This window comes from Geodermatophilus sp. SYSU D00079 (assembly GCF_054050635.1).
In genome coordinates this window covers 279,608-302,543 of record NZ_JBJGZS010000002.1, presented here as the reverse complement: position 1 = coordinate 302,543, position 22,936 = coordinate 279,608, and the positions used below count along the sequence as shown (strand labels likewise).

Sequence of the window (22,936 nt, the reverse complement as noted above, 5' to 3'; positions counted from 1 at the left end):
ACGCCGCACCGCAGCCGTCCACCGGCTCGGGCGGGAGGGGACGACGTGGAGACGATCGACCAGGTCCGGCAGCGCATCGCGACCACGTCCGCGGAGGAGGTGCTCGCCCGGAGCCTGGACCGGGCACGGGAGACCGCCCACCTGGGTGCCTTCACCTCCCTCGCCGATCCCCTGGCCGGCGGGACCGGACCGCTGTCCGGCGGGACGGGCCCGCTGGCCGGCGTCCCGGTGGCGGTGAAGGACAACCTCGACACCCGCGACCTGCCCACCACCGGCGGGACGCCGGCGTTGCGCGACTCCCGGCCGGGCCGCGACCAGCACGCGGTCGGGCGGCTGCGGGCGGCCGGGGCCGCGGTGGTCGGCAAGACGAACCTGCACGAGCTGGCCCTCGGCGTCACCAGCAACAACGCCGCCTTCGGCCCGGTCCGCAACCCGCACGACCCCAGCCGCTCGGCCGGCGGCTCCTCCGGCGGGTCCGCGGTCGCGGTCGCCGTCGGCGTCGTCCCGGTCGCGCTGGGCACCGACACCGGCGGCTCGGTGCGGGTGCCGGCGGCGCACTGCGGCCTGGTCGGCTGGCGCCCGACGGTCGGCCGCTGGGGCAGCGGCCGCACGGTGCCGATCTCCGGCACCCGGGACACCGCGGGGGTCCTCGCCACGACCGTCGCCGACGCCGCGCTGGTCGACGAGCTCGTCACCGGGCAGCCCGCCCCCGCTCCGCTGGACCGGCCGCTGCGGCTCGGCGTCCCCCGGACCGGCTTCCACGACGACCTCCACCCGGACGTCGCGGCCACGACGCAGCGGGCACTGGACCGGCTGGCCGACGCCGGCGTGGAGCTGGTCGAGGTCTGCGTCGCCGACGCGCACGAGCTGGACGCGGAGTGCGGGTTCCCGATCGTCTTCTTCGAGATCGCCCGCGAGCTGCCGGCCTACCTCGCCACCCTGCCCGGACCCGAGAGCCGGCTGACCCTCGCCGACGTCCTCGCCCAGGTGGCCTCCCCCGACGTCCGGGGGGCCCTGGAGCTGGCCGCCGGCGGCTCGGTGACCGAGGAGGTCTACCGGGAGCAGCTGGCCGTCCGCGAGCGGCTGCGCGGGGCCTACGCCGCCGCGCTGCGTCCCGCGGACGGCGCGCGCCTCGACGCGCTGGTCTACCCGACGGTGCCGCTGCCGGCGCCGCCGGTCGGGGACGACGACACGACGGAGCTCAACGGGCGGCAGGTGCCGGTCTTCCTGACCACGATCCGCAACACGGGGCCGGGGTCGACCGCCGGCATGCCGTCGATCTCGCTGCCGGCCGGCACGAGCGCCGCCGGGCTGCCGATCGGCCTGTCGCTGGAGTCCCTGCCCGGGGACGACGGCGCGCTGCTCGCGGCGGCCGCCCGGGTCGAGCCGGTCCTGGCCGCCGGGCTCGGGTAGCCGCCCTCACGCCCGGGCGGCGCACACCCCGGCGAGCCGGCGCAGCTCGTCCAGCACCGCGTCCGGGCGCTCGAGCGGCAGGAAGTGCGACGCCGGGTACTCGCGGTACCGGGCGCCGGGCACGGCCGCGGCGGCCGCCCGCACGTCGGCGACGTCGACGAGCACGTCGTAGCGGCCGGCCAGGAAGGTGGCGGGCCGGTCCAGCGGCGACAGGTCGAGGGGGGCGTGGTCGGCGGCCGCGACGGCCAGGTGCCGGAACCACGACCAGTCCTGACCGGCGAACTCGTGGGCGACCTCGAGCAGGCCGGCCAGCCGGGTGGCCTCCGGGGCCGCGGGGTCGGCGCCGGCCATCGCCAGCAGCGGCTGCCACTGCTGCAGGCCCGCGGTGACCAGCGGCAGGAGCGGGCCCACCACCGGCAGCAGCCGGCTGCCGTGCCGGCCGGCGGAGGGCCGCAGCCGCCGCGGCACCCCGAGCGACCCGAACAGCGAGGCGGAGCTGCCGCCGGGCACGCCGGCCACGGCCAGCACGCCGCGGACCCGCTGCGGCTCGGCCAGGGCCAGCTCGAACGCGACGTTCACCCCGAGCGACCAGCCGACGACGAGCGCCGGCGGGAGGTCGAAGGCGTCCAGGACGGCACGGGCGTCGGCGAGGTGGTCCTCGACCCGGACCCGGGCGGCGTCGGCCGGCCGCTCCGAGCCGCCCAGTCCGCGGTGGTCCCAGCCGACCACCCGGAACCCGCTGCCCGGGGCGAGGACGTCGGCCCACGCCGCGGGTGAGGCGCCGAGACCGTTGCACACCAGGACCGGCAGTCCGTCCTGGTCGTTGGACCACGCGCGCAGGACCGTCCCGTCCGCGCTGCGCACCCGGTGCGGGTGGACCGGGGGTCGACTCCGGGCGATGAGAGCTCTCCCCACGTCGGGCGCCCCGGACCGGGGCTGGTTCTGCGGCCGGTCCGAGGCTAGGCCACCGGCACGCCGCTCCGGCCGCGGTGTGGCCGACCCGACAGACCACCCGGGGCGACCGCTGCACCCGGGCGCCGGGGCTTGCACGGACCCGGGCGGGTGCGCGAGACTTTCGGACCTCATTTACTGAACGTTTGGTCGGGAAGTCGGTGCCGGTCGGCGCCGCCCGCCCACGTCCGAGGAGCGTCGATGTCCCACCGGTCCACCGAGGTCCCCCAGTCCGTGGAGCGGGCATGAGCGGCGTCCCCGCCCGGGTGGGCGTGGTCGGCGGTGGGCGCATGGGCGCCGGCATCGCGCAGGCGTTCCTCACCGCCGGCGCGCAGGTCGCCGTCGTGGAGGCCGGCGGCGCGGCCGCGGAGGCCGCGCGCGGGCGCGTCGCGGACGGCCTGGAGGAGGCCGCCCGCCGAGGGAAGCTGACCGACGACGTCGCGACGGTCCTCGGCCGGCTGACCCTGCTCGACTCCGCCGCCGAGCTCGACGCGGCCACCGGCCTCGTGGTGGAGGCGGTTCCCGAGCGGGCCGACCTCAAGGCCGAGGTGCTGCGCACCGCCGAGACCGCCGTCGGGCCCGACGCCGTCCTGGCCACCAACACCAGCTCCCTGTCGGTGACCGAGCTGGCCGCGGCCCTGGAGCGTCCCGCCCGGTTCCTGGGCCTGCACTTCTTCAACCCGGTGCCGGCGTCGAAGCTGGTGGAGGTCGTGGTCGCCCGGGAGACCGACCCGGACCTCGTCGGGACGGCGAGCGGCTGGGTGCGGGCGCTGGGCAAGACCGACGTCGTGGTGCGGGACTCCCCCGGCTTCGCCTCCTCCCGGCTCGGCGTCCTGCTGGGCCTGGAGGCGATTCGGATGCTCGAGGAGGGCGTGGCCGACGCCGAGGCCATCGACACCGCGATGGAGCTGGGCTACCGGCACCCGATGGGGCCGCTGCGCTCGACCGACCTGGTGGGCCTCGACGTCCGGCTGGCGATCGCCGAGTACCTGCACCGGACCCTGGGCGAGCGGTTCGCCCCGCCGCAGCTGCTGCGGGACAAGGTCGCGGCCGGCGAGCTCGGCCGCAAGACCGGCAAGGGCTTCCACACCTACTCCTGACCCTCCAGGAGCCGACCCCCAGGAGCGGACATGGCGTCAGCGGCACTGGATCCCGCCGTCCTCGTCGACCCGGCGACCTACGAGGACGGTCCGCCGTTCGACCTGCTGCGCCGGCTGCGCGCGGAGACGCCGGTGACCTGGGTCGAGGAGCCCGCGCTGCACGGGCAGCCGGCCGGCCCGGGCTTCTGGCTGGTGCTGCGGCACGCCGACGTCGAGCGGGTGCTGCGGGACCCGGCCACGTTCTCCTCGTGGCTGGGCGCCACCCAGGTCCGGGACGCCGCGGACCTCGCCTGGGTGCGCCGGATGATGCTCAACATGGACCCGCCGGACCACTCCCGGCTGCGGCGGCTGCTCACCCGGTCGTTCACCCCGCGGGCCGTCGCCGCGCTGACCGCCTCGATCGAGGCGACGGCGGCGCGGCTGGTCGAGCGGATGGTCGACGGCGCGGCCGAGGGCCGGTGCGACTTCGCCAAGGACGTCGCCGCGGACCTCCCGCTGCTCACCCTCGCCGACGTCCTCGGGGTGCCGGCCGAGGACCGCTGGCTGATGTTCGACTGGTCCAACCGGGTCATCGGCTGGCAGGACCCCGACTACGCCACCTCGTCGGCCTTCGACGGCACCGGGGGGACGGCGATGGCCCGGGCGGCCGTCGCCCTGCGCCCGGCGCCCGGCCCGGGCGGGCGGATGCCCGACCCGCGCACCCGCGCCGGCATGCCCGACCTCTACGCCTACGCCCGGCTGCTGGCCGAGGAGAAGCGCCGCTCGCCCGGCTCGGACGTCATGTCGATCCTGCTCGCCCAGGTCGACGAGGACGGCGGTGCGGTCAATGACGCCGAGTTCGAGAACATGTTCTGGCTGTTCGCCGTCGCCGGGAACGAGACGCTGCGCAACGGCCTGCCGGGCGGGCTCATCGCCCTGCTGCAGCACCCGGACGCGCTGGCCGCGCTGCGCGCCGACCCGTCGCTGCTGCCCGGCGCGGTCGACGAGATGCTGCGGTGGTGGACGCCGGTGATGGTGTTCCGCCGCACCGCGACGGTCGACGTCGACCTCGCCGGCGTCCGCATCCGGGCCGGGGACAAGGTGGTCGTCTCCTTCACCTCGGCCAACCGGGACGAGGCGGTGTTCCCCGACCCGGACGCCTTCGACGTCCGGCGGGCGCCCAACCCGCACCTGTCCTTCGGCCACGGCCCGCACTTCTGCCTCGGCGGCCAGCTGGCACGGGTGCAGATGCGGGCGCTGTTCGGGGAGCTGCTGCGGCGGACCTCCGACCTGCGGCTCGACGGACCGCCGGCCCTGCTCCGGTCGAACTTCCAGCGCGGCGTGAAGCGCCTGCCGATCTCCTGGACGGCGTAGCGGGCGCGGTCCACGGAGGAAGTCGACGGCGGGGTGTCGAGAACCGGCACGCGGCTCCGTCCCCGCAGTGCACACGGCCACGATGGGCCGTACCCCACCAGGAGGACGACATGGCCAAGTACCTGCTGCTCAAGCACTACCGGGGCGCGCCGGCGGCGGTCAACGACGTGCCGATGGACCAGTGGACGCCGGAGGAGGTCACCGCGCACGTCCGGTACATGCAGGACTTCGCCGCTCGACTGGAGCGCACCGGTGAGTTCGTCGACGGGCAGGCCCTCTCCCCGGAGGGCGTGTGGGTCCGCTCCGAGGGCGGCGGGCGGCCGCCGGTCACCGACGGCCCGTTCGCGGAGACCAAGGACCTGATCGCCGGCTGGATGGTCATCGACGTCGAGACGCGAGAGCGGGCGATCGAGCTGGCCGGTGAGCTGTCCGCGGCCCCGGGGGCGGGCGGCGAGCCGATCCACGAGTGGCTGGAGGTGCGCCCGTTCCTGGCCGCGCCGCCGACCATCACGGAGTGACGCCCGGTGGACGACGCCCTGCTGCGGGCCCTCATCCCCACCGTGATCGGGGTCCTCGGCCGCCGCGGGGCCGACTTCGCGGCGGCCGAGGACGCCGTGCAGGAGGCCCTGGTCGAGGCCGTGCGCGTGTGGCCGGACGACCCGCCGCGGGACCCGAAGGCGTGGCTGGTGGCCGTCGCCTGGCGCCGGTTCCTCGACGCCGCCCGCGCCGAGACCTCCCGGCGGCGGCGCGAGGTGCTCGTCGACGCCGAGCCGGCGCCCGGGCCGGGTGGGGAGGTGGACGACACGCTCCAGCTCTACTCCCTGTGCGCCCACCCCTCCCTCTCCCCGGCCTCGGCGGTCGCGCTCACCCTGCGCGCGGTCGGTGGCCTGACCACGCGGCAAATCGCGCAGGCCTACCTCGTGCCGGAGGCGACCATGGCCCAGCGCATCAGCCGGGCCAAGCGGACCGTCGCCGGCGTCCGCCTCGACCGGCCCGGGGACGTCGCAACCGTGCTGCGGGTGCTCTACCTGGTCTTCAACGAGGGCTACTCGGGCGACGTCGACCTCGCCGGCGAGGCGATCCGGCTCACCCGCCAGCTGGCGGCCCGGACCGACTCCGCGGAGGTCGACGGACTGCTCGCGCTGATGCTGCTGCACCACGCACGGCGCCCGGCGCGGACCCGCCCCGACGGCAGCCTGGTGCCCCTCGCCGAGCAGGACCGCACCCGGTGGGACACCCGCCTGGTCGCCGAGGGCGTCGACGTGCTGCAGGCAGCGCTCGCCCGCGACCGGCTGGGCGAGTTCCAGGCCCAGGCCGCCATCGCCGCCCTCCACGCCGACGCCCGCACCGCGGAGGAGACCGACTGGGTGCAGATCGTCGAGTGGTACGACGAGCTGGTGCGGCTCACCGACAGCCCGGTCGCCCGCCTCAACCGGGCCGTCGCGGTCGGCGAGGCCGACGGCCCGCGGGCCGGCCTGGCCGCCCTCGCCGAGCTCGACCCCGCCCTGCCCCGGTACGCCGCCGCCGCCGCGTACCTGCACGAGCGGAGCGGGGACCGGGTGCTCGCGGCCCGGCTCTACGCCGAGGCCGCCCGCGCGGCGCCCGACCTCCCCGAGCGCGAGCACCTGACGCGCCAGGCCGCGCGGCTCAACGCCGAGCTCCGCGGGTGAGCGGCACGGTCCGGCCGACGGCGGCCAGTCCGGGCGACCATCCTCAGGACGTCGTGGGTCGCCCCGGCCCGCCCTCGGTGTCGACGACGACGGCGTCCCAGCGGACCCCGCCGTGGTCGGCGTACCACCGCCCGGTGAGGTGGCTGTCAGGCAGGCGGGCGGTCACGGGTGCACCGGGGTGGATCAGGACGGCCTGGCGCGCAGGCCGTGGAAGGTCGTGGTGACGAGGGCGTCGGCGACGGCGTCGGCGGACAGGTCGCCGTCCGGCCGGTACCACTCGGTGAGGGAGTTGACGGCGCCGAACAGCAGCCGGCTGGTGACGGCGGGGTCCACGTCGGGACGGACGTCACCCTCCTCCTCCGCCGCGCGGACGAGGTCGGTGACGATCCGGTCGAACTGGCGACGTCGCTGCACCGCCTCCTGCTCGACCGGGGAGTTGCCGCGCACCCGCAGCAGCAGGGTGACGAAGGGCAGCTCCGCGGTGAGCACCCGGACCGACCCCCGGACGACGTGCTCGAGCCGGTCGATCGCCGCGCCGGTGGTCGCACCGGGCTCCTCCGTGACGGCGAACAGGGCGTCCAGGGCCCGGTCGAGGGCCAGCCGCAGCAGCTCGACCTTGCTCGACACGTGGTGGTAGATCGCCGACTTGGTGATGCCCAGCCGGGTGGCCAGCTCGTCCATGCTCGTCGCGTCGTAGCCGCGCTCGTTGAAGACCGCGACCGCGGTGTCCAGCAGCGTGTCGAGCGAGTGGCCGGGCCGGCCGCGCCGGACCCGGGCCGGATCCGCCGTGGAGGTCATGCACGCTCCCGGTTGTCGGTGAGCCGCTTGAGCTTGCCCACCGAGCGCGGCAGCGTCTCGGGGTCGACGACGAGCACCTCGATGCTGGTGCCCACGACGTCCTTCACGCCCTTCGCCACCTCGGCGGCCGCCGCGGGGCGGCGCTCGGCCGGGCAGTCGGGCCGGGCCTCGACCCGGCAGACCAGGTGGTCCATCCGGCCGCGGGTGACCAGCTCGAGGGCGAAGTGCGGCGACAGGTCGGGTGTGCGCAGCACGACCTCCTCGATCTGGGTCGGGAAGAGGTTCACCCCACGCAGGATGATCATGTCGTCGGTGCGGCCGGTGATCTTCTCCATCCGGCGCATGCCGGGGCGGGCGGTCCCCGGCAGCAACCGGGTGAGGTCGCGGGTGCGGTAGCGGATGACCGGCATGGCCTGCTTGGTCAGCGAGGTGAACACCAGCTCCCCCTGCTCCCCCTCGGGCAGCACCTCCCCGGTCAGCGGGTCGATGACCTCGGGGTAGAAGAAGTCCTCCCAGACGTGCAGGCCGTCCTTGGTCTCCACGCACTCCTGCGCGACGCCGGGCCCCATGACCTCCGAGAGCCCGTAGATGTCGACGGCGTGGATGCCGGCCCGCTCCTCCATCTCGTGGCGCATCTGCTCGGTCCAGGGCTCCGCGCCGAAGATGCCGATCTGCAGCGAGCTGGTCCTCGGGTCGATGCCCTGCTTCTCGAACTCGTCGATGACGGTGAGCATGTAGGACGGCGTGACCATGATGATCCGCGGCTCGAAGTCGGTGATCAGCTGCACCTGCCGCGGGGTCATGCCGCCGGAGACGGGGATGACGGTGCAGCCCAGCTTCTCCGCCCCGTAGTGCGCGCCGAGCCCGCCGGTGAACAACCCGTAGCCGTAGGCGTTGTGCAGCTTGTCGCCGGGCCGCCCGCCGGCCGCGCGGATCGAGCGGGCCATGGCCGTGGCCCAGACGTCGATGTCCCCCTCGGTGTAGCCGACGACGGTGGGCCGGCCGGTCGTGCCGGAGGAGGCGTGCACCCTCCGCACCTGCTCCTGCGGGACGGCGAACATGCCGAACGGGTAGTTGTCGCGCAGGTCGGCCTTGCTGGTGGTGGGGAACCGGGCGAGGTCGGCCAGGTCGCGGCAGTCGTCGGGATGCACCCCCGCCGCGTCGAAGGCCCGCCGGTAGTGCGGCACGTTGTCGTAGGCGTGCCGCAGGCTCCACCGCAGCCGGTCGAGTTGCAGCGCGCGCAGCTCGTCGACCCCCATGCGCTCGGCGGGGTCGAGCAGGTCCGGGTCGGGCGCCGACCCGAGGCGCCGGGTCGTCTCGCTGGTGGCGGTCATTGGCGGGAGCCTCCGTGGGTCGTGAGCGTCGTCGCCGGGTGGTCGGGGCCGCACGACAGCGAAATACCGACCGGATGGTCAGGTAACCAACCCCTCGACGGGTCCGGTGTCAAGCCCCTCCGGTCGAACTGGCGGCGCGGGCTTGTGTCCGCGCTCACCGTCGGGCAGACTCATTACCGACCGTCCGGTCAGTAATTGGCTTGCGTCGCACCCGAGGGAACGAGATGTCGGCACCCACCCTGGAACGGCCCGCCCCTGACGAGACCGCGCTGCAGGAGCACTTCGACGCCACGATCGCCGCCGAGCACCGGATCGAGCCGCGCGACTGGATGCCCGAGGGCTACCGCAAGACGCTCATCCGGCAGATCGCGCAGCACGCGCACTCGGAGATCATCGGCATGCAGCCGGAGGGCGACTGGCTCCTCGCGGCGCCGAGCCTGCGGCGCAAGGCGATCCTGCTGGCCAAGGTGCAGGACGAGGCCGGGCACGGCATGTACCTGTACTCCGCCGCGGAGACCCTCGGCGCCGACCGGGCCGACCTCACCGACAAGCTCATCGAGGGCCGCCAGAAGTACAGCTCCATCTTCAACTACCCGACGCTCACCTACGCCGACGTCGGTGTCATCGGCTGGCTGGTCGACGGCGCGGCGATCTGCAACCAGGTGCCGCTGTGCCGCTCCTCCTACGGCCCCTACGCGCGGGCGATGATCCGCATCTGCAAGGAGGAGTCCTTCCACCAGCGGCAGGGCTACGAGCTGCTGATGACGATGATGCGCGGCACCGACGAGCAGCGGGCGATGGTCCAGGACGCCGTCGACCGGTGGTGGTGGCCGTCGCTGATGATGTTCGGCCCGCCGGACGACGACAGCCCCAACTCCGCCCAGTCGATGGCGTGGGGCATCAAGCGGCACAGCAACGACGAGCTGCGCCAGCGCTACGTCGACATGAGCGTGCCGCAGGCGGAGTTCCTCGGCGTCACCCTGCCCGACCCGGAGCTGGCCTGGGACGAGGAACGCGGCCACTACCGGTTCGGCGCCATCGACTGGGACGAGTTCAAGCGGGTCATCAGCGGCAACGGCCCGGCCAACGCCGAGCGCATCGCCCGCCGCCGCGCCGCCCGGGACGACAACGCCTGGGTCCGGGAGGCCGCCACCGCCTACGCCGCCAAGCACGAGGGAGCGGCCGCGTGAGCACCACCGACGTCACCAGCGAGGGCGGCCACGGCGCCGTCCCCACCGGGCCCGAGGTGCCGGTCGAGCCGAGGCCGGCGGTCAGCCGGCGGGACTGGCCGCTCTACGAGGTGTTCGTGCGCGGCAAGCGCGGCATCAACCACGTGCACGTGGGTTCGCTGCACGCCCCGGACGACGAGATGGCCGTGCACGCCGCCCGCGACCTGTACACCCGCCGCAACGAGGGCGTGAGCATCTGGGTGGTCAAGGCCGCCGACATCACCGCGTCCAGCCCCGACGAGAAGGACCCGATGTTCGCCCCGAGCGGCGACAAGGTCTACCGCCACCCGACGTTCTACGAGATCCCCGAGGACGTCCCCCACATGTAGGAGGCCCCTCCCTCCCCACCCCCGCTCGTCCCTCGCGGCGTCGGGGCCCCGGGAGGGGGCCGCCACCATCCGTCATCCAGGCAAGGAGCCGTTGCGTGGCGCACGAAGAGACGGTCTACGACTCACTGGCCAACGCCGGTGACGACCACGGGCACTGGGCGTTCGGCACCGGGTTCGACGAGCCGCTGGCCGGCGTCGACACCACCGTCCCCGACGGCATCGACCCGGCCGACCTCGGGTGGTACTGCCTCATGCTGGGCGACGACGCCCTGGTGCTGGCCCAGCGGCTGACCCAGTGGATCACCGCCGCGCCGGAGCTCGAGGAGGAGGTGGCGATCGCCAACGTCGCCCTCGACCTGCTCGGCCAGGCCCGGCTGCTGCTGGCCCGCGCCGGGTCGGTGGGCGTGCTCGGCCGCTCGCGGGAGAGGGCCACGGGGACCATCCCCGACGAGGACGCCCTGGCCTACTTCCGCGACCCCGACGAGTTCCGCAACACCGACCTGGTCGAGGCCCCGAACGGTGACTTCGCGCAGACGATGGTGCGGCTGCTCGTGGCCGCCACCGTGCGGCTCGCGGTCTTCAGCCGGCTGCGGGAGTCGCGGGACCCGGTGGTCGCCGCCATCGCGGCCAAGGGCGTCAACGAGCTCGCCTACCACCGCGACCACGCCGCCCGCTGGGTGCTGCGGCTCGGCGACGGCACCGAGGAGTCGCACCGCCGCGCGCAGGCCGGCGCCGACGCCGTCTGGCCGCTGCTGGACGAGGTGTTCACCGCCACCGAGCTCGAGGCCCGCCTCACCGCGGCCGGCGTGGCCGTCGACCCGGCCGACGTCCGCGACGAGGTCCGCGACGTCCTCACCCAGGTGCTCGACCGGGCGACGCTGCGGGTGCCGGACTGGCCGGCCGACGCGGCCCCCCGGGGCCGTACCGGCAAGCACACCGCGGAGCTGCCCGGGCTGCTCGCCACGCTGCAGGGCCTGGCCCGCCGGCACCCGGCGGCCACCTGGTGACCGCGCCCACGACCACCCCGCCGGGCCGAAGTGGCCACGAAGGCCCCTCGGCGGGCGGCCGGAGTGGCCACAATGGCCCCTCGGTCGACCGGGCTCGTTCTGTGGCCGGGACGGTGACCGACCCCGAGCTGCCGATGCTGACCCTCGCCGACCTCGGCGTCCTCCGCGACGTCAGGGTCGAGGACGGCACCGTCGTCGTCGAGCTCACCCCGACGTACACCGGCTGCCCGGCGATGGGCACGATGCGCGCCGACCTGCTGCACGCGCTGCACCGGGCCGGCTTCCCCGAGGTCGAGGTCCGCACCGTGCTCTCCCCCGCGTGGAGCACCGACTGGATCAGCGAGGAGGGCCGCCGCAAGCTCGCCGCCGGCGGCATCGCCCCTCCGGGGAGGGCGCCCGCCCGGCCCGCCGGGCCTGTGCCGCTGCAGCTGGGGCCGACCCGCCGCACCGCGGCCTGCCCGGTGTGCGGCTCGTCCGACACCGAGGAGCTCAGCGAGTTCAGCGCCACCGCCTGCAAGGCCCTGCGCCGCTGCCGCAGCTGCCGGGAGCCGTTCGAGCACGTCAAGGAGATCTGAGTGACCACCGCCGAGGCCCCCGCGCGGCGCAGGCCGCAGTTCCACCCGCTGACGGTCGCCCGCGTCGAGCAGCTCACCGACGACGCCGTCGCGGTGACCTTCGACGTGCCCCCGGAGCTGGCCGAGGACTACGCGTTCAAGCCCGGCCAGGCGCTCACCCTGCGCCGGGTGGACGGCGACCGCGACGAGCGCCGGTCCTACTCGATCTGCGCCCCGGTCGGCGCCCCGCCGCGGGTCGGCGTCCGGGAGGTGCCCGGCGGGTTCTTCTCCTCCTACCTGGTGCACTCGGTGCGCCCGGGCGACCGGATCGAGGTGCTGCCGCCGTCGGGCACCTTCACCGCCGACCTCTCGGTGCCCGCCGACCACGTCTTCGTCGTCGCCGGCTCCGGGATCACCCCGGCGCTCTCGCTGGCCGCCAGCGTGCTGCGCGACGGGGAGTCCACGGTCACCGTCTTCTACGGCAACCGGCGCACCAACACGGTCATGTTCGCCGACGAGCTCGCCGACCTGAAGGACCGCTACGGCACCCGGCTGCAGCTGGTGCACGTCCTCTCCCGCGAACCCCGGGACGCCGAGGTGACCAGCGGCCGGCTCGACCGGGCGCGGCTGCGGACCCTCGTCGACAACCTGGTGGACGCCGAGCACGTCGACCACTGGTGGCTGTGCGGCCCGCACGGGATGGTGGGCGACGCCCGGGAGCTCCTGGCCGAGCTCGGCGTCCCGGCCGAGAAGGTGCACCAGGAGCTGTTCTACGTCGACGACGTCCCACCGGAGCCGGTCCGCGGTGACGAGGAGACCGTCACCGGACCGAGCAGCGAGGTGACCGTCGTCCTCGACGGGCGGACCACCACCCTGGCCCTCCCCCGCGACGTGCCGGTCCTCGACTCGGCGCAGAAGGTGCGCGGCGACCTGCCCTTCGCCTGCAAGGGCGGGGTGTGCGGCACCTGCCGGGCACGGGTCACCGAGGGCGAGGTGCAGATGCGGCGCAACTACGCCCTCGAGCCCGAGGAGGTCGAGGCCGGCTACGTGCTCACCTGCCAGTCGGTGCCGCTGTCGGAGACCGTCACCGTGGACTTCGACGCGTGAGCGCCGAGCAGGTGCTGCGCGTCGAGGTCGCCGGCGGCGTCGCCACCCTGATCCTCGACTCCCCCGCCAACCGCAACGCGCTGTCCCGGCCGATGCGGGCCCAGCTGCGGACCGCCCTCACCGACGCGCGGGCCGACGACGCCGTCCGGGTCGTCGTGCTCGACCACACCGGCCGGGTGTTCTGCTCGGGCATGGACCTGGCCGAGGCCGCCGGAGGGGCCGCGGCGGACCAGGGCGTCAACGAGTTCCCGGCGCTGCTGGAGACGATCTGGGAGTTCCCGAAGCCCGTGGTGGCGACCGTCCGCGGGCCGGCCCGGGCCGGCGGCGTCGGCCTGCTGGCAGCCTGCGACGTCGTGGTCGCCGCGACCTCGGCGACGTTCGCGTTCACCGAGGTCCGGGTCGGCGTCGTGCCGGCGGTCATCTCCGCGGTGTGCCTGCCGCGGATGCTGCCCAACGTCGCCCACCGGCTGATGCTGACCGGTGAGGTGTTCGAGGCCGCGACGGCGCTGGCCGGCGGCCTGGTGGACCTGGTGGTCGCGGAGGGCGAGGTCGACGCCTGCGTGGCCGCCCAGGTGGACGCCCTCGGCCGGGGCGCGCCGCTGGCCCTGGCCGAGACCAAGCGCCTGCTGCGCGCCCGGTCGGGCTCGCCGGGCGAGCGGTTCCCCGAGCTGCTGGCACTGTCCGCCCGGTTCTTCGCCAGCGACGAGGGGCAGGAGGGGATCGCCGCCTTCCGCGAGAAGCGCCCGGCCCGCTGGGTGCCGGCGTGAGACCCGTCGCCGTCGGGGCCGCCGCGGAGCTCGACGTCGTCGTGACACCGGAGATGACCGTCCGGTTCGACGAGCTGGGCCCCGTACACCCGGTCTACGCGACCTACACGATGGCCAAGCACTTCGAGGAGGCCGGGCGCAAGCTGCTGCTGCGCCACCTCGACCCCGGCGAGGCCGGCATCGGGCGGTCGGTGACGGTGGAGCACCTGGGCCCGGCCTGGGTGGGTGACCCGATCCGGGTGACCGCCCGCTGCGTCGAGGTGCGCGGCAACCGGCTCACCTGCGCGTGCACCGCCGTCGACGCCGGCGGCCGGCAGCTCGGCCACGGCACGACGGTCCAGGTCGTGCTCTCCGAGGAGGCCCTCGAGGCCCGGATCGGCCGGCGGGCCGCTCCCCCGGGCCAGGCCGGGTGGAGGCGTCGGCGCGGCGGGAGCCACCGCCTGCCGGCACCGCCCGACCCTTAGTTCGGCAACGCATCGTTGTGTGCTGGACCACACCGCCGCTACAGTTCCGCGCGAAATAACTGACCGCTCGGTCAGTATCGAGCACCAGGGGGACGGCGACATGGCGACGACCGACACCGCACGGCGACCGCGGGAGAAGATGACGCCCGAGGAGCGCAAGGTCCTCGCGGGCACCCTCGCCGGGACCACCATCGAGTGGTACGACTTCTTCATCTACGCCCAGGCCGCGGGGCTGGTCCTGGCGCCGCTGTTCCTCTCACCGCTCAGCGAGGACTCCCCGGGCCTGGCCACCGTCCTCTCCCTTGCCACCATCGGCATCAGCTTCCTGTTCCGACCGCTGGGCGCGATCGTCGCCGGCCGGTTCGGCGACCGGCTCGGCCGCAAGCGGATGCTGGTCTTCACGCTGCTGCTGATGGGCGCCTCGACGGCACTCATCGGCCTGCTGCCCACCTACGGGCAGATCGGCCTGGCCGCCCCGGCGGCGCTCATCCTCCTGCGGGTCCTCCAGGGCTTCTCCGCGGGCGGCGAGTGGGGCGGCGCGGCCCTGATGTCGGTCGAGCACGCGCCGGTCAACCGGCGCGGCCTGTTCGGCGCCTACCCGCAGATCGGCGTCCCGATCGGGATGATCCTCGCGACCGGCGTGCTCTACCTGGTCTCCACGGTCACGACCCCCGAGCAGTTCACGTCCTGGGGCTGGCGCATCCCGTTCCTGCTGTCGGTCGTGCTGATCGTCATCGGCTACCTGATCCGGCGGGCGGTAGACGAGAGCCCGGTCTTCTCGGAGATGCGGCTGCGGAGGAAGGAGTCCTCGGCGCCGCTGCGGGACCTGTTCCGGAAGAACACCAAGGAGGTCGTGCTCACCGCGCTGATCTTCGTGGCGAACAACGCCGCGGGGTACCTGCTGATCGCCTTCTTCATCGCCTACGCGACCACGGCGCTGGGGATGGCGCGCACGTCGGTGCTGCTGGCGACCACGCTGGCCTCGTTCGGCTGGCTGGTCTTCACCCTCTACGGCGGGACGCTGTCCGACCGGATCGGCCGGGTGCGCACCTTCCAGATCGGCTACGCGCTGGTCTTCGTCTGGATGATCCCGCTGTTCCTGCTGATCGACACCGGCGACATCTGGCTCTACGGCATCGCCCTGCTGGTGCTGACCGTCGGCCTGGGCCTGTCGTACGGCCCGATGTCGGCCATGTACGCGGAGATGTTCCCGGTCGCCGTCCGGTACTCGGGGATCTCCATCGGCTACGCCCTGGGCGCGATCCTCGGCGGCGCCTTCGCCCCGATGATCGCCGAGCTGCTGATCCAGATGACCGGCTGGTCCGGGTCGATCGGCCTCTACATCATGGCGCTCTGCGTCGTCTCGTTCGCCGCGGTGACCATCGCCGGGGAGACCCGGGGCAACAACCTGCGCGTGGCCGAGGCCCACGAGCAGTACCTGCGCGAGCACCCGGAGGCCGCTGGCGAGCTGGGACACCGCCCCTGACCACGCCCGGCGCCGGCTGCCCCGACGTGGCGCCCGCACCCGCCTGACCGCTCGGGCGCCCGGGGTCGCCGAGGACTCCGCCGGCGGCCCCGGGCGCCGTCGTCTCCCCTCGGCAGGGTTGTGTCGCCGACCACACCCGCGTACGGTTTGGACCGGTAGCAGAACTCAGTATTCGTTTATCGGACAGTACCGATCCTCGGGAGACCGACCATGGCCGCGAAGCCCTTCGCCTCCTCCGCCGACCTGGGCGTGAAGGAGCAGACCCTCGAGGTGCTCGCCGACGGCGTGTACGCGCTGACCGCGGAGGGCGACCCCAACGTCGGCGCGATCGAGGGCGAGGACTTCCTCGTCTGCTTCGAGGCGCTGGCCACCCCGGTGGCCGCCCGGCGCTGGCTGGCCAGGCTGCGCGAGCACACCGACAAGCCGGTCCGCTACCTGGTGCTCAGCCACTACCACGCCGTCCGGGTGCTGGGCGCCAGCGCGTTCGACGCCGAGATCATCGTCAGCTCCGAGCAGACCAGGCACCTCATCGCCGAGCGCGGCCAGCAGGACTGGGAGAGCGAGTACGGCCGGATGCCGCGGCTGTTCGAGGAGCCGGAGTCCATCCCGGGCCTGACCTGGCCCACGATGACCTTCCGCGACAAGCTCACCATCGAACTGGGCGGCGACCGCGGCGAGCTGGTCCTGGAGTTCCTCGGCCGCGGGCACACCGAGGGCGACATCGTGGCCTGGATCCCCAAGCACGAGATCCTCTTCGCCGGCGACCTGGTCGAGTCCCAGGCCGCGCTCTACACCGGCGACGCGTTCCACTTCGACTGGGCCGCCGACACCCTCGACAAGGTCAAGGCCCTCGGCGCGCAGCAGCTCATCGGTGGGCGCGGCGCCATCGCCCGCGGCCGCGACGAGGTGGACGCCGCCATCGAGCAGACCCGCGACTTCCTGCTCACCATGCAGCGCACCGTCGGCGACGTGCACCGCGCCGGCGGCACCCTCAAGCAGGCCTTCGACGCCACCCACACCGCCCTGGCCCCGAAGTACGGCAGGTGGCCGATCTTCGAGCACTGCCTGCCCTTCGACGTCCAGCGGCTGTGGGACGAGTGCTCCGGCATCGAGCGTCCCGTCATCTGGACCGCCGAGCGTGACCGCCAGGTCTGGGACGAGCTGCAGGGATGAGCCCCCCGATGACCTCCGACCTCCCCGTGCTGGTCGTCGGCGCCGGCCCGGTCGGGCAGACCGCCGCCCTGCTGCTGGCCCGCTGGGGGCTGCGGGTCGTCGTCCTGGACGCCCGGCCGGAGCGCGACGCGGTCGGCAGCAAGGCGATCTGCCAGCAGCGCGACGTCCTCGACGTGTGGGACGCCGTCGGCGTCGGCGCCGAGGTCGCCCGTCGCGGCGTCACCTGGACCACAGCCCGCACCTTCCACCGCGACACCGAGCTGTTCAGCTTCCGGTTCGCCGACCGTGGCAGGTCCCCGTTCCCGCCGTTCGTGAACATCTCGCAGTGCGAGACCGAGCGGCTGCTCGACGCGCGGATCGCCGCGGAGCCGCTGGTCGAGGTGCGCTGGGGCGCGCGGGTGGTCGGCGTCGACCAGGACACCGACGGCGTGACCCTCACCTGCGCGACGGCGGACGGCGAGCAGCGGGTGCGCGGCTCCTACGTCGTCGCCTGCGCCGGCCCGCGCAGCGACGAGCTGCGCTCGGCCCTCGGGCTCACCTTCGAGGGCGAGTCGTTCGACGACCACTTCCTCATCTGCGACATCCGCACCGACCTCCCGGGCTGGGAGACCGAGCGGCGGTTCTACTTCGACCCGGTGTGGAACCCCGGCCGCCAGGTGCTCATCCACCCCTGCCCGGACTCCACGTTCCGCATCGACTGGCAGGTGCCGCCGGACTTCGACCTCGCCGCGGAGGAGGCCGCGGGCTCGCTGGACCGGCGGATCCGTCAGGTCATCGGCGACCGGCCCTACGAGGTCGTCTGGAAGTCGGTCTACCGCTTCCACTCCCGGGTGGTCGACCGCATGCGGGTCGGCCGCGTGCTCGTCGCCGGCGACGCCGCGCACCTGGTCTCCCCCTTCGGCGCCCGCGGCCTGAACTCCGGGGTGCTCGACGCCGAGAACGCGGCCTGGAAGATCGCCTTCGTCCTGCACGGGTGGGCGCCGGAGTCGCTGCTGGACAGCTACCACGCCGAGCGGCACGCCGCGGCCGTGGAGAACATCGAGGTCACCGGGGCCACCATGCGGTTCCTGGTGCCCGGCAGTGAGGCCGAGGCCCGGCACCGGCGCGACGTCCTGGAGCGGGCCGCGACCGACCCGGCGGCCCGGGCGCAGGTGGACTCCGGCCGGCTGGCCGAGCCGTTCTGGTACGTCGACTCTCCACTCACCACCCCCGACCAGCGCCGGCCGTTCCCGGGCCGTCCGGCCCGCGGCGACGTGCCGGTCCCCGCGCCCGGCGTCCTGGTGCCCGACTGCCCGGTCACCGTGCCGGGCCGCCCGGACCTCGTCCGGCTGCGCCAGCTCGCCCGGGAGGGCGTCACCGTGCTCGTGGGGGACGACGCCGACGCACCCACCCTGCCCGAGGACCTCCGTGCAGGGTCCCGTCGCCAGCTCGCGAGTGGCGGGGGGCAGGGAGGTCCTCGTCTGCCGCTGGCGGTGCACCGCGTCCGCGACCTGGACCGCGGGCCGACGCTGCGCGAGGCACTCGGCGTCCGGCCCGACGAGATCTGGGTGCTGCGGCCCGACGGCCACGTCGCCGCCGTCCTCACCTCCGCCGCCGACGTCACCCGCGCCGTGGCCCGGCTGCTCGCCCGCCCCGTCCCCAGCCCCGTCCCGGCGTGACCCGACCCGACTCCCCGGCCTTCGTGGCCACTGTGGCCACCCCGCGGGCGGCCACAGTGGCCACAAAGGCCCTCAGGACCACGAGAGGTGCATCAGATGGCGTTCTACCGGCGGGTGGGCAGTGTCCCGCCCAAGCGGCACACCCAGCACCGGCGTCCCGACGGCGGCCTGTACTCCGAAGAGCTGGTCGGTGAGGAGGGCTTCTCCTCGGACTCCGCCCTGCTCTACCACCGCGGCATCCCCTCGGCGATCGTCGACGCCCGGCCCTGGCAGCTGCCCGACCAGACCCTCACCCCCAACAGCCCGCTGGTGCCCCGGCACCTGAGGCTGCACGACCTGTTCCCCGACCAGGAGCACAAGGCCACCGATCCGGTCACCGGCCGGCGGCTGGTGCTGGGCAACGCCGACGTCCGCATCTCCTACGCCGTCTCCAGCCTCACCAGCCCGTACTACCGCAACGCCACCGGCGACGAGTGCGTCTACCTCGAACGCGGCACCGCCACGGTGGAGACCGTCTTCGGCGCACTGGAGGTGGGCGCCGGGGACTACGTGGTCATCCCGCGCACCACCACCCACCGCTGGATCCCCACCGGGACCGAGCCGCTGCGCACCTACGCCATCGAGGCCAACAGCCACATCGCCCCACCCCGCCGCTACCTGAGCCGGTACGGGCAGTTCCTCGAGCACGCCCCCTACTGCGAGCGCGACCTGCGCGCACCGGCCGAACCCCTCCTGCAGGACGGCACGGACGTGGAGGTCTACGTCAAGCACCGCGGACCCGGCCCCGGCGGGCTGGCCGGCACCGTCCACGTCGTGCCCGAGCACCCCTTCGACGTCATCGGCTGGGACGGGCACCTCTACCCCTACGCCTTCAACATCGCCGACTTCGAGCCGATCACCGGCCGGGTGCACCAGCCCCCACCGGTGCACCAGGTGTTCGAGGGCACCGGCTTCGTGATCTGCAACTTCGTGCCCCGCAAGGTCGACTACCACCCGCTGGCGGTGCCGGTGCCCTACTACCACTCCAACGTCGACTCCGACGAGGTCATGTTCTACGTCGACGGCGACTACGAGGCCCGCAAGGGCTCGGGCATCGGGCGCGGCTCGATCAGCCTGCACCCCGGCGGGCACTCCCACGGCCCCCAGCCCGGCGCGGTCGAGCGCTCCCTGGGCGTCGAGTTCTTCGACGAGACCGCCGTCATGGTCGACACCTTCCGCCCCCTGGACCTCGGCGAGGCCGGCACCGCCACCGACGACGGCACCTACGCCTGGACCTGGTCCGGCCGGGGACCCTCGGCATGACCTGGCTCGACCTCCCGCCCGGCACCGGCTTCGGCGTCCACGCCCTGCCCTACGGCGTCTTCTCCACCCCCGGCACCGCACCGCGCACCGGGGTCGCGATCGGCGAGCACGTCCTCGACCTCGCCGCCGCCACGGGGGACGACGGGCACGCGACCGGCTCGCTCAACGCGTTCATGGCGCGCGGGCCGCGGGCGTGGGCGGACCTGCGGGCGCAGCTGACCGACTGGTTCACCGCCGCGGCGCACCGGGCCAGGGTGGAGCCGCACCTGGTGCCGCGGTCGGAGGTGACGCTGCACCTGCCGGTCGAGGTCGCCGACTACGTCGACTTCTACAGCTCCCGGCACCACGCGGAGAACCTGGGGAGGATGTTCCGCCCGGACTCCCCGCCGCTGACGCCGAACTGGCAGCACCTGCCGATCGGCTACCACGGCCGCGCCGGCACGGTCGCCGTCTCCGGCACCCCGGTCGTGCGGCCCAACGGCCAGCGCAAGGCCCCCACCGATGCGGCACCCACCTTCGGCCCGTCGCAGCGGCTGGACATCGAGGCAGAGGTGGGCTTCGTCGTCGGCACCCCCTCCGACCTGGGCCGGCCCGTGCCGCTCACCGCCGTCGCCGACCACGTGTTCGGCGTCTGCCTGGTCAACGACTGGTCCGCCCGCGACCTGCAGGCCTGGGAGTACGTGCCGCTGGGCCCCTTTCTCGGCAAGTCCTTCCTCACCTCGGTCTCCCCGTGGGTGGTGCCGCTGGCCGCGCTGGAGGCCGCGCGGGTCGCCGCCCCGGCCCGGGACGTGCCGCTGCTGCCCTACCTCGACGACAGCGGCTGCCCGTGGGGCCTGGACCTCACCCTCGAGGTCCGGCTCAACGGCCAGCTGGTGTCCTGCCCGCCGTTCGACCTCATGTACTGGACCCCCGCCCAGCAGCTCGCGCACATGACGGTGAACGGCGCGTCCCTGCGCACCGGCGACCTCTACGCCTCGGGCACCGTCTCCGGCCCCGACCCCGACCAGCGCGGTTCGTTCATCGAGCTGTCCTGGGGCGGCACCGAGCCGCTGACCCTGGCCGACGGGACGACCCGCACCTTCCTCGAGGACGGCGACGAGGTCACCATCACCGCCACCGCACCCGGCCCCGACGGCACCCGCATCGGCTTCGGCGAGGTGTCCGGCCGGATCGAGCCGGCGCCGTGAGCTCCCCCCACCCCACCGCATCGAGTGGCACCGGACCGACCACGTACGAGTGGCGGCCCGGCTCGAGGCCGGCACCGTCTGGGTCGACGCCCACGGCGGCGTGCACTCGACGGCCCCCCTGGGCGGGGTCGAGGAGTCCGGGTACGGGCTGGAGTCCGGCGTGACCGGCCTCGCGTCGGTCGCCGTCCCCCAGGTGGTCGACGGCTGAGGCCGACCGCGGGCCTGGGCGCCCAGGCACCTCCGGGTGCCTGGGCGCCGCCGCGTCGTTCCGGCCGTGCCCGGCCGTCACTGCGCCGTGTAGCCGCCGTCGACGGCGTACTGCGCTCCCGTGACGAACGCAGCGCCATCCGACAGCAGGAACGTGACGACCTCCGCCACCTCCTGCGAGGTGCCGAGCCTGCCGATCGGGTGCCGTCCCGCCAGGGCGTCGTACGCCTCGGCGGGCAACGCCCGCAGCAGCGGGGTCTCGATGTAGCCCGGGTGGACGGAGTTGATCCGGATGCCGTGAGCGGCGTAGCCGAGTGCCGCCGCCTTCGTCATGCCCGCGACGCCGTGCTTCGCGGCGACGTACGGCAGGGCCGCCGGGGTGCCGACGAGCCCGAGGATCGACGACATGTTGACGATCGCTCCGCCGCCTGCCTCGAGCATCGGGGGGATCTCGTACTTGAGCCCGAAGAACACCGAGTCGAGGTTGACTGCCATGAGCGTGCGGTAGCCGTCGATGTCGATGTCGGCGACGTCACCCCGCGGGCCGCCGATCCCGGCGTTGTTGAAGGCGAGGTGCAGTCCGCCGAACTCCCCCACCGCGAGGGCGACCGCGCTCTCCACCTGCCGGGGATCGCCCACGTCGCCGACCGCCGCGACCGCCTGGCCGCCGTCGGAGACGATCCGCTCGACGAGCCGGTCCGCGCCGTCCTGCGACAGGTCGCTCGCGACGATGCTCGCCCCGCCCGCGGCGAGCTGCAGCGCGACGGCCCTGCCGATGCCCGACGCCGCGCCGGTCACGAGAGCCGTCCGGCCCGTGAAGTCGAATGCCATGTCGGGGTTCCTCCTGTGTCGGGGTCACGCACGTCATCCGGCCGATCGGGGGGAGCCACACTGTCGCACCTCGCGGAGCCGGACCAGCCCCGGCCGGGGGCCGGTCCCACCGGGTCCCATGCCTCCGCCGCTGCCGATGGGGCGACCGTAGGGTGGACGACCGGCGACCCGGGAGGACGGCGATGGCGGCAGAGGACGGCGGGGGCGCGCCCCAGTCGCAGACGTTGGACCGCGGGATCCGGGTCCTCGAGCACCTCGCCGCCGTGGGCACCCCCCAGCCGATCGCCGACATCGGCCAGGCCCTGGGCCTGCACCGGTCGATCGCCTACCGGCTGCTCCGGACGCTGGAGGACCACCAGCTCGTCGAGCGGGACGCCGCCGGGCACTACTGGCTGGGCCTGGGCGTCGCGGGCCTGGCCCGCGGCGTCCGGACCGACCTCCAGACCGCCGCCCTCCCGCGGCTGGGCGAGCTCGTCGCCGAGCTCGGCATGACCGCCTTCGTGGTGGTCCGCACCGGGGACGAGGCCGTCACCGTGACCAGCGTCGAGCCGCAGGACACGACCGCGCACGTCGTCTACCGCCCAGGCACCCGCCACCCCGTGGGCCGGGGGGCACCGGGGCTGGCCCTGCTCATGCCCGACCCGCCGTCCCCGGGGGACCGGGCCGCGCTGACCGAGGCGCGCCGGGTCGGCTGGGCCAGCTCTCACGGGGAGGTGATCCCCGGGATGCGGTCGATCGCCGCGCCGGTGCTGGGTCCCGACGGCGGAGCCCGTGCCGCGCTCGCGGTGGTCTTCGTCGACGAGGGCGCCGACGTCGAGCGGATCGGGCGCGCCGTGACCGCCGCCGCGCAGAAGGTGGGCGCCGGCCTCCGCTGACGGGGCTCCCCCGCTGCTCGGGCGCAGTTCCGGCCTATGTCGTTCCGACTACCGACAGCCATGGCGCGCCCACTCGTGGTTGACGCGTGCTCTCCGGTCCGGCTTGGGTTCCCCATCGGGCGCTGCAGGGGGCGCCTCTTC

At 74.4% G+C, this 22,936-nt stretch carries 24 protein-coding genes; 19 read left to right on the top strand and 5 right to left on the bottom strand.

Going from position 1 to position 22,936, the window contains the following annotated elements; genetic code table 11:
* Positions 1–45: 45 nt before the first annotated feature.
* Positions 46–1,413, top strand: a complete 1,368-nt coding sequence (locus ACI79E_RS03625; RefSeq protein ID WP_456931176.1) for an amidase family protein — start codon at positions 46–48, stop codon at positions 1,411–1,413.
* A gap of 6 nt (positions 1,414–1,419) precedes the next feature.
* Here ACI79E_RS03625 and ACI79E_RS03620 read toward each other — a convergent pair whose 3' ends face one another.
* Positions 1,420–2,277, bottom strand: a complete 858-nt coding sequence (locus ACI79E_RS03620) for an alpha/beta fold hydrolase (protein WP_456931175.1) — start codon at positions 2,275–2,277, stop codon at positions 1,420–1,422.
* Between the two features lie 332 nt (positions 2,278–2,609).
* Between ACI79E_RS03620 and ACI79E_RS03615 the strand changes: the two genes are divergently transcribed.
* The 4 genes from ACI79E_RS03615 to ACI79E_RS03600 all read left to right on the top strand — a co-directional run bounded on the left by ACI79E_RS03615 (position 2,610) and on the right by ACI79E_RS03600 (position 6,487).
* Entirely contained in the window at positions 2,610–3,464 is an 855-nt protein-coding gene (locus ACI79E_RS03615; RefSeq protein ID WP_456931174.1) for a 3-hydroxyacyl-CoA dehydrogenase family protein, read from the top strand.
* A gap of 30 nt (positions 3,465–3,494) precedes the next feature.
* Positions 3,495–4,817 (top strand): cytochrome P450, encoded by a 1,323-nt coding sequence (locus ACI79E_RS03610; RefSeq protein ID WP_456931173.1) that lies wholly within the window; start codon positions 3,495–3,497, stop codon positions 4,815–4,817.
* Between the two features lie 110 nt (positions 4,818–4,927).
* The gene (locus ACI79E_RS03605; RefSeq protein ID WP_456931172.1) at positions 4,928–5,335 is read left to right on the top strand and encodes a YciI family protein; all 408 of its coding nucleotides are present in this window, start codon (positions 4,928–4,930) and stop codon (positions 5,333–5,335) included.
* A 6-nt stretch (positions 5,336–5,341) separates the two neighbouring features.
* Positions 5,342–6,487: an RNA polymerase sigma factor gene (locus ACI79E_RS03600; protein ID WP_456931171.1), complete on the top strand. Its 1,146-nt coding sequence runs from the start codon at positions 5,342–5,344 to the stop codon at positions 6,485–6,487.
* Between the two features lie 43 nt (positions 6,488–6,530).
* Here the strand turns inward: ACI79E_RS03600 and ACI79E_RS03595 are convergent, their stop codons facing one another.
* Genes ACI79E_RS03595 through paaK form a run of 3 tightly spaced genes read right to left on the bottom strand, consistent with a single transcriptional unit; the run spans position 6,531 to position 8,619 of the window.
* Positions 6,531–6,653, bottom strand: a complete 123-nt coding sequence (locus ACI79E_RS03595) for a hypothetical protein (protein WP_456931170.1) — start codon at positions 6,651–6,653, stop codon at positions 6,531–6,533.
* Positions 6,654–6,670: 17 nt separating this feature from the next.
* Positions 6,671–7,285, bottom strand: a complete 615-nt coding sequence (locus ACI79E_RS03590; protein ID WP_456931169.1) for a TetR/AcrR family transcriptional regulator — start codon at positions 7,283–7,285, stop codon at positions 6,671–6,673.
* Entirely contained in the window at positions 7,282–8,619 is a 1,338-nt protein-coding gene (paaK, locus tag ACI79E_RS03585; protein ID WP_456931168.1) for a phenylacetate--CoA ligase PaaK, read from the bottom strand. The genes ACI79E_RS03590 and paaK overlap by 4 nt, the downstream gene beginning before the upstream one ends.
* A gap of 224 nt (positions 8,620–8,843) precedes the next feature.
* Between paaK and paaA the strand changes: the two genes are divergently transcribed.
* The 13 genes from paaA (at position 8,844) to ACI79E_RS03520 (ending at position 21,090) form a co-directional block, all read left to right on the top strand.
* Positions 8,844–9,809 carry a 1,2-phenylacetyl-CoA epoxidase subunit PaaA gene (gene paaA, locus ACI79E_RS03580; protein ID WP_456931167.1) on the top strand — a complete coding sequence of 322 codons (966 nt, stop codon included), beginning with the start codon at positions 8,844–8,846 and terminating at the stop codon, positions 9,807–9,809.
* On the top strand, positions 9,806–10,177 hold the full coding sequence (gene paaB / locus ACI79E_RS03575; protein WP_456931166.1) for a 1,2-phenylacetyl-CoA epoxidase subunit PaaB: 372 nt from the start codon (positions 9,806–9,808) through the stop codon (positions 10,175–10,177). Before paaA ends, paaB begins: the two co-directional genes overlap by 4 nt.
* Positions 10,178–10,272: 95 nt before the next feature.
* The gene (paaC, locus tag ACI79E_RS03570; RefSeq protein ID WP_456931165.1) at positions 10,273–11,184 is read left to right on the top strand and encodes a 1,2-phenylacetyl-CoA epoxidase subunit PaaC; all 912 of its coding nucleotides are present in this window, start codon (positions 10,273–10,275) and stop codon (positions 11,182–11,184) included.
* A 113-nt stretch (positions 11,185–11,297) separates the two neighbouring features.
* On the top strand, positions 11,298–11,759 hold the full coding sequence (paaD, locus tag ACI79E_RS03565) for a 1,2-phenylacetyl-CoA epoxidase subunit PaaD (protein WP_456931164.1): 462 nt from the start codon (positions 11,298–11,300) through the stop codon (positions 11,757–11,759).
* Positions 11,760–12,845, top strand: a complete 1,086-nt coding sequence (gene paaE / locus ACI79E_RS03560; protein WP_456931163.1) for a 1,2-phenylacetyl-CoA epoxidase subunit PaaE — start codon at positions 11,760–11,762, stop codon at positions 12,843–12,845.
* Positions 12,842–13,612, top strand: coding sequence for an enoyl-CoA hydratase-related protein (locus tag ACI79E_RS03555; protein ID WP_456931162.1), 771 nt, complete (start codon positions 12,842–12,844; stop codon positions 13,610–13,612). The genes paaE and ACI79E_RS03555 overlap by 4 nt, the downstream gene beginning before the upstream one ends.
* Positions 13,609–14,076 (top strand): thioesterase family protein, encoded by a 468-nt coding sequence (locus tag ACI79E_RS03550; RefSeq protein WP_456931161.1) that lies wholly within the window; start codon positions 13,609–13,611, stop codon positions 14,074–14,076. Before ACI79E_RS03555 ends, ACI79E_RS03550 begins: the two co-directional genes overlap by 4 nt.
* Positions 14,077–14,176: 100 nt before the next feature.
* The gene (locus ACI79E_RS03545; RefSeq protein WP_456931160.1) at positions 14,177–15,562 is read left to right on the top strand and encodes an MFS transporter; all 1,386 of its coding nucleotides are present in this window, start codon (positions 14,177–14,179) and stop codon (positions 15,560–15,562) included.
* A 210-nt stretch (positions 15,563–15,772) separates the two neighbouring features.
* The gene (locus ACI79E_RS03540; RefSeq protein WP_456931159.1) at positions 15,773–16,735 is read left to right on the top strand and encodes an MBL fold metallo-hydrolase; all 963 of its coding nucleotides are present in this window, start codon (positions 15,773–15,775) and stop codon (positions 16,733–16,735) included.
* 8 nt (positions 16,736–16,743) lie between these two features.
* Positions 16,744–18,393 carry an FAD-dependent monooxygenase gene (locus ACI79E_RS03535; protein ID WP_456931158.1) on the top strand — a complete coding sequence of 550 codons (1,650 nt, stop codon included), beginning with the start codon at positions 16,744–16,746 and terminating at the stop codon, positions 18,391–18,393.
* Between the two features lie 96 nt (positions 18,394–18,489).
* Positions 18,490–19,695: a cupin domain-containing protein gene (locus ACI79E_RS03530; RefSeq protein WP_456931157.1), complete on the top strand. Its 1,206-nt coding sequence runs from the start codon at positions 18,490–18,492 to the stop codon at positions 19,693–19,695.
* On the top strand, positions 19,692–20,882 hold the full coding sequence (gene fahA / locus ACI79E_RS03525) for a fumarylacetoacetase (RefSeq protein ID WP_456931156.1): 1,191 nt from the start codon (positions 19,692–19,694) through the stop codon (positions 20,880–20,882). The genes ACI79E_RS03530 and fahA overlap by 4 nt, the downstream gene beginning before the upstream one ends.
* Positions 20,883–20,931: 49 nt before the next feature.
* Positions 20,932–21,090, top strand: coding sequence for an aldehyde dehydrogenase family protein (locus ACI79E_RS03520; RefSeq protein WP_456931155.1), 159 nt, complete (start codon positions 20,932–20,934; stop codon positions 21,088–21,090).
* A gap of 77 nt (positions 21,091–21,167) precedes the next feature.
* On the opposite strand, the gene ACI79E_RS03515 is transcribed toward ACI79E_RS03520, so the two are convergent.
* Entirely contained in the window at positions 21,168–21,920 is a 753-nt protein-coding gene (locus ACI79E_RS03515) for an SDR family NAD(P)-dependent oxidoreductase (protein ID WP_456931154.1), read from the bottom strand.
* Between the two features lie 182 nt (positions 21,921–22,102).
* Between ACI79E_RS03515 and ACI79E_RS03510 the strand changes: the two genes are divergently transcribed.
* Positions 22,103–22,795 carry an IclR family transcriptional regulator gene (locus tag ACI79E_RS03510; protein WP_456931153.1) on the top strand — a complete coding sequence of 231 codons (693 nt, stop codon included), beginning with the start codon at positions 22,103–22,105 and terminating at the stop codon, positions 22,793–22,795.
* Positions 22,796–22,936 lie beyond the last annotated feature (141 nt).

Coding starts and splice junctions, on each gene's coding strand:
- paaA (WP_456931167.1), top strand. CDS start 8,844: ATGTCGGCACCCACCCTGGAACGGCCCGCCCCTGACGAGACCGCGCTG.
- ACI79E_RS03605 (WP_456931172.1), top strand. CDS start 4,928: ATGGCCAAGTACCTGCTGCTCAAGCACTACCGGGGCGCGCCGGCGGCG.
- ACI79E_RS03540 (WP_456931159.1), top strand. CDS start 15,773: ATGGCCGCGAAGCCCTTCGCCTCCTCCGCCGACCTGGGCGTGAAGGAG.
- ACI79E_RS03590 (WP_456931169.1), bottom strand. CDS start 7,285: ATGACCTCCACGGCGGATCCGGCCCGGGTCCGGCGCGGCCGGCCCGGC.
- ACI79E_RS03615 (WP_456931174.1), top strand. CDS start 2,610: ATGAGCGGCGTCCCCGCCCGGGTGGGCGTGGTCGGCGGTGGGCGCATG.
- ACI79E_RS03545 (WP_456931160.1), top strand. CDS start 14,177: ATGGCGACGACCGACACCGCACGGCGACCGCGGGAGAAGATGACGCCC.
- ACI79E_RS03515 (WP_456931154.1), bottom strand. CDS start 21,920: ATGGCATTCGACTTCACGGGCCGGACGGCTCTCGTGACCGGCGCGGCG.
- paaK (WP_456931168.1), bottom strand. CDS start 8,619: ATGACCGCCACCAGCGAGACGACCCGGCGCCTCGGGTCGGCGCCCGAC.
- ACI79E_RS03610 (WP_456931173.1), top strand. CDS start 3,495: ATGGCGTCAGCGGCACTGGATCCCGCCGTCCTCGTCGACCCGGCGACC.
- fahA (WP_456931156.1), top strand. CDS start 19,692: ATGACCTGGCTCGACCTCCCGCCCGGCACCGGCTTCGGCGTCCACGCC.
- ACI79E_RS03530 (WP_456931157.1), top strand. CDS start 18,490: ATGGCGTTCTACCGGCGGGTGGGCAGTGTCCCGCCCAAGCGGCACACC.
- ACI79E_RS03535 (WP_456931158.1), top strand. CDS start 16,744: ATGACCTCCGACCTCCCCGTGCTGGTCGTCGGCGCCGGCCCGGTCGGG.
- ACI79E_RS03510 (WP_456931153.1), top strand. CDS start 22,103: ATGGCGGCAGAGGACGGCGGGGGCGCGCCCCAGTCGCAGACGTTGGAC.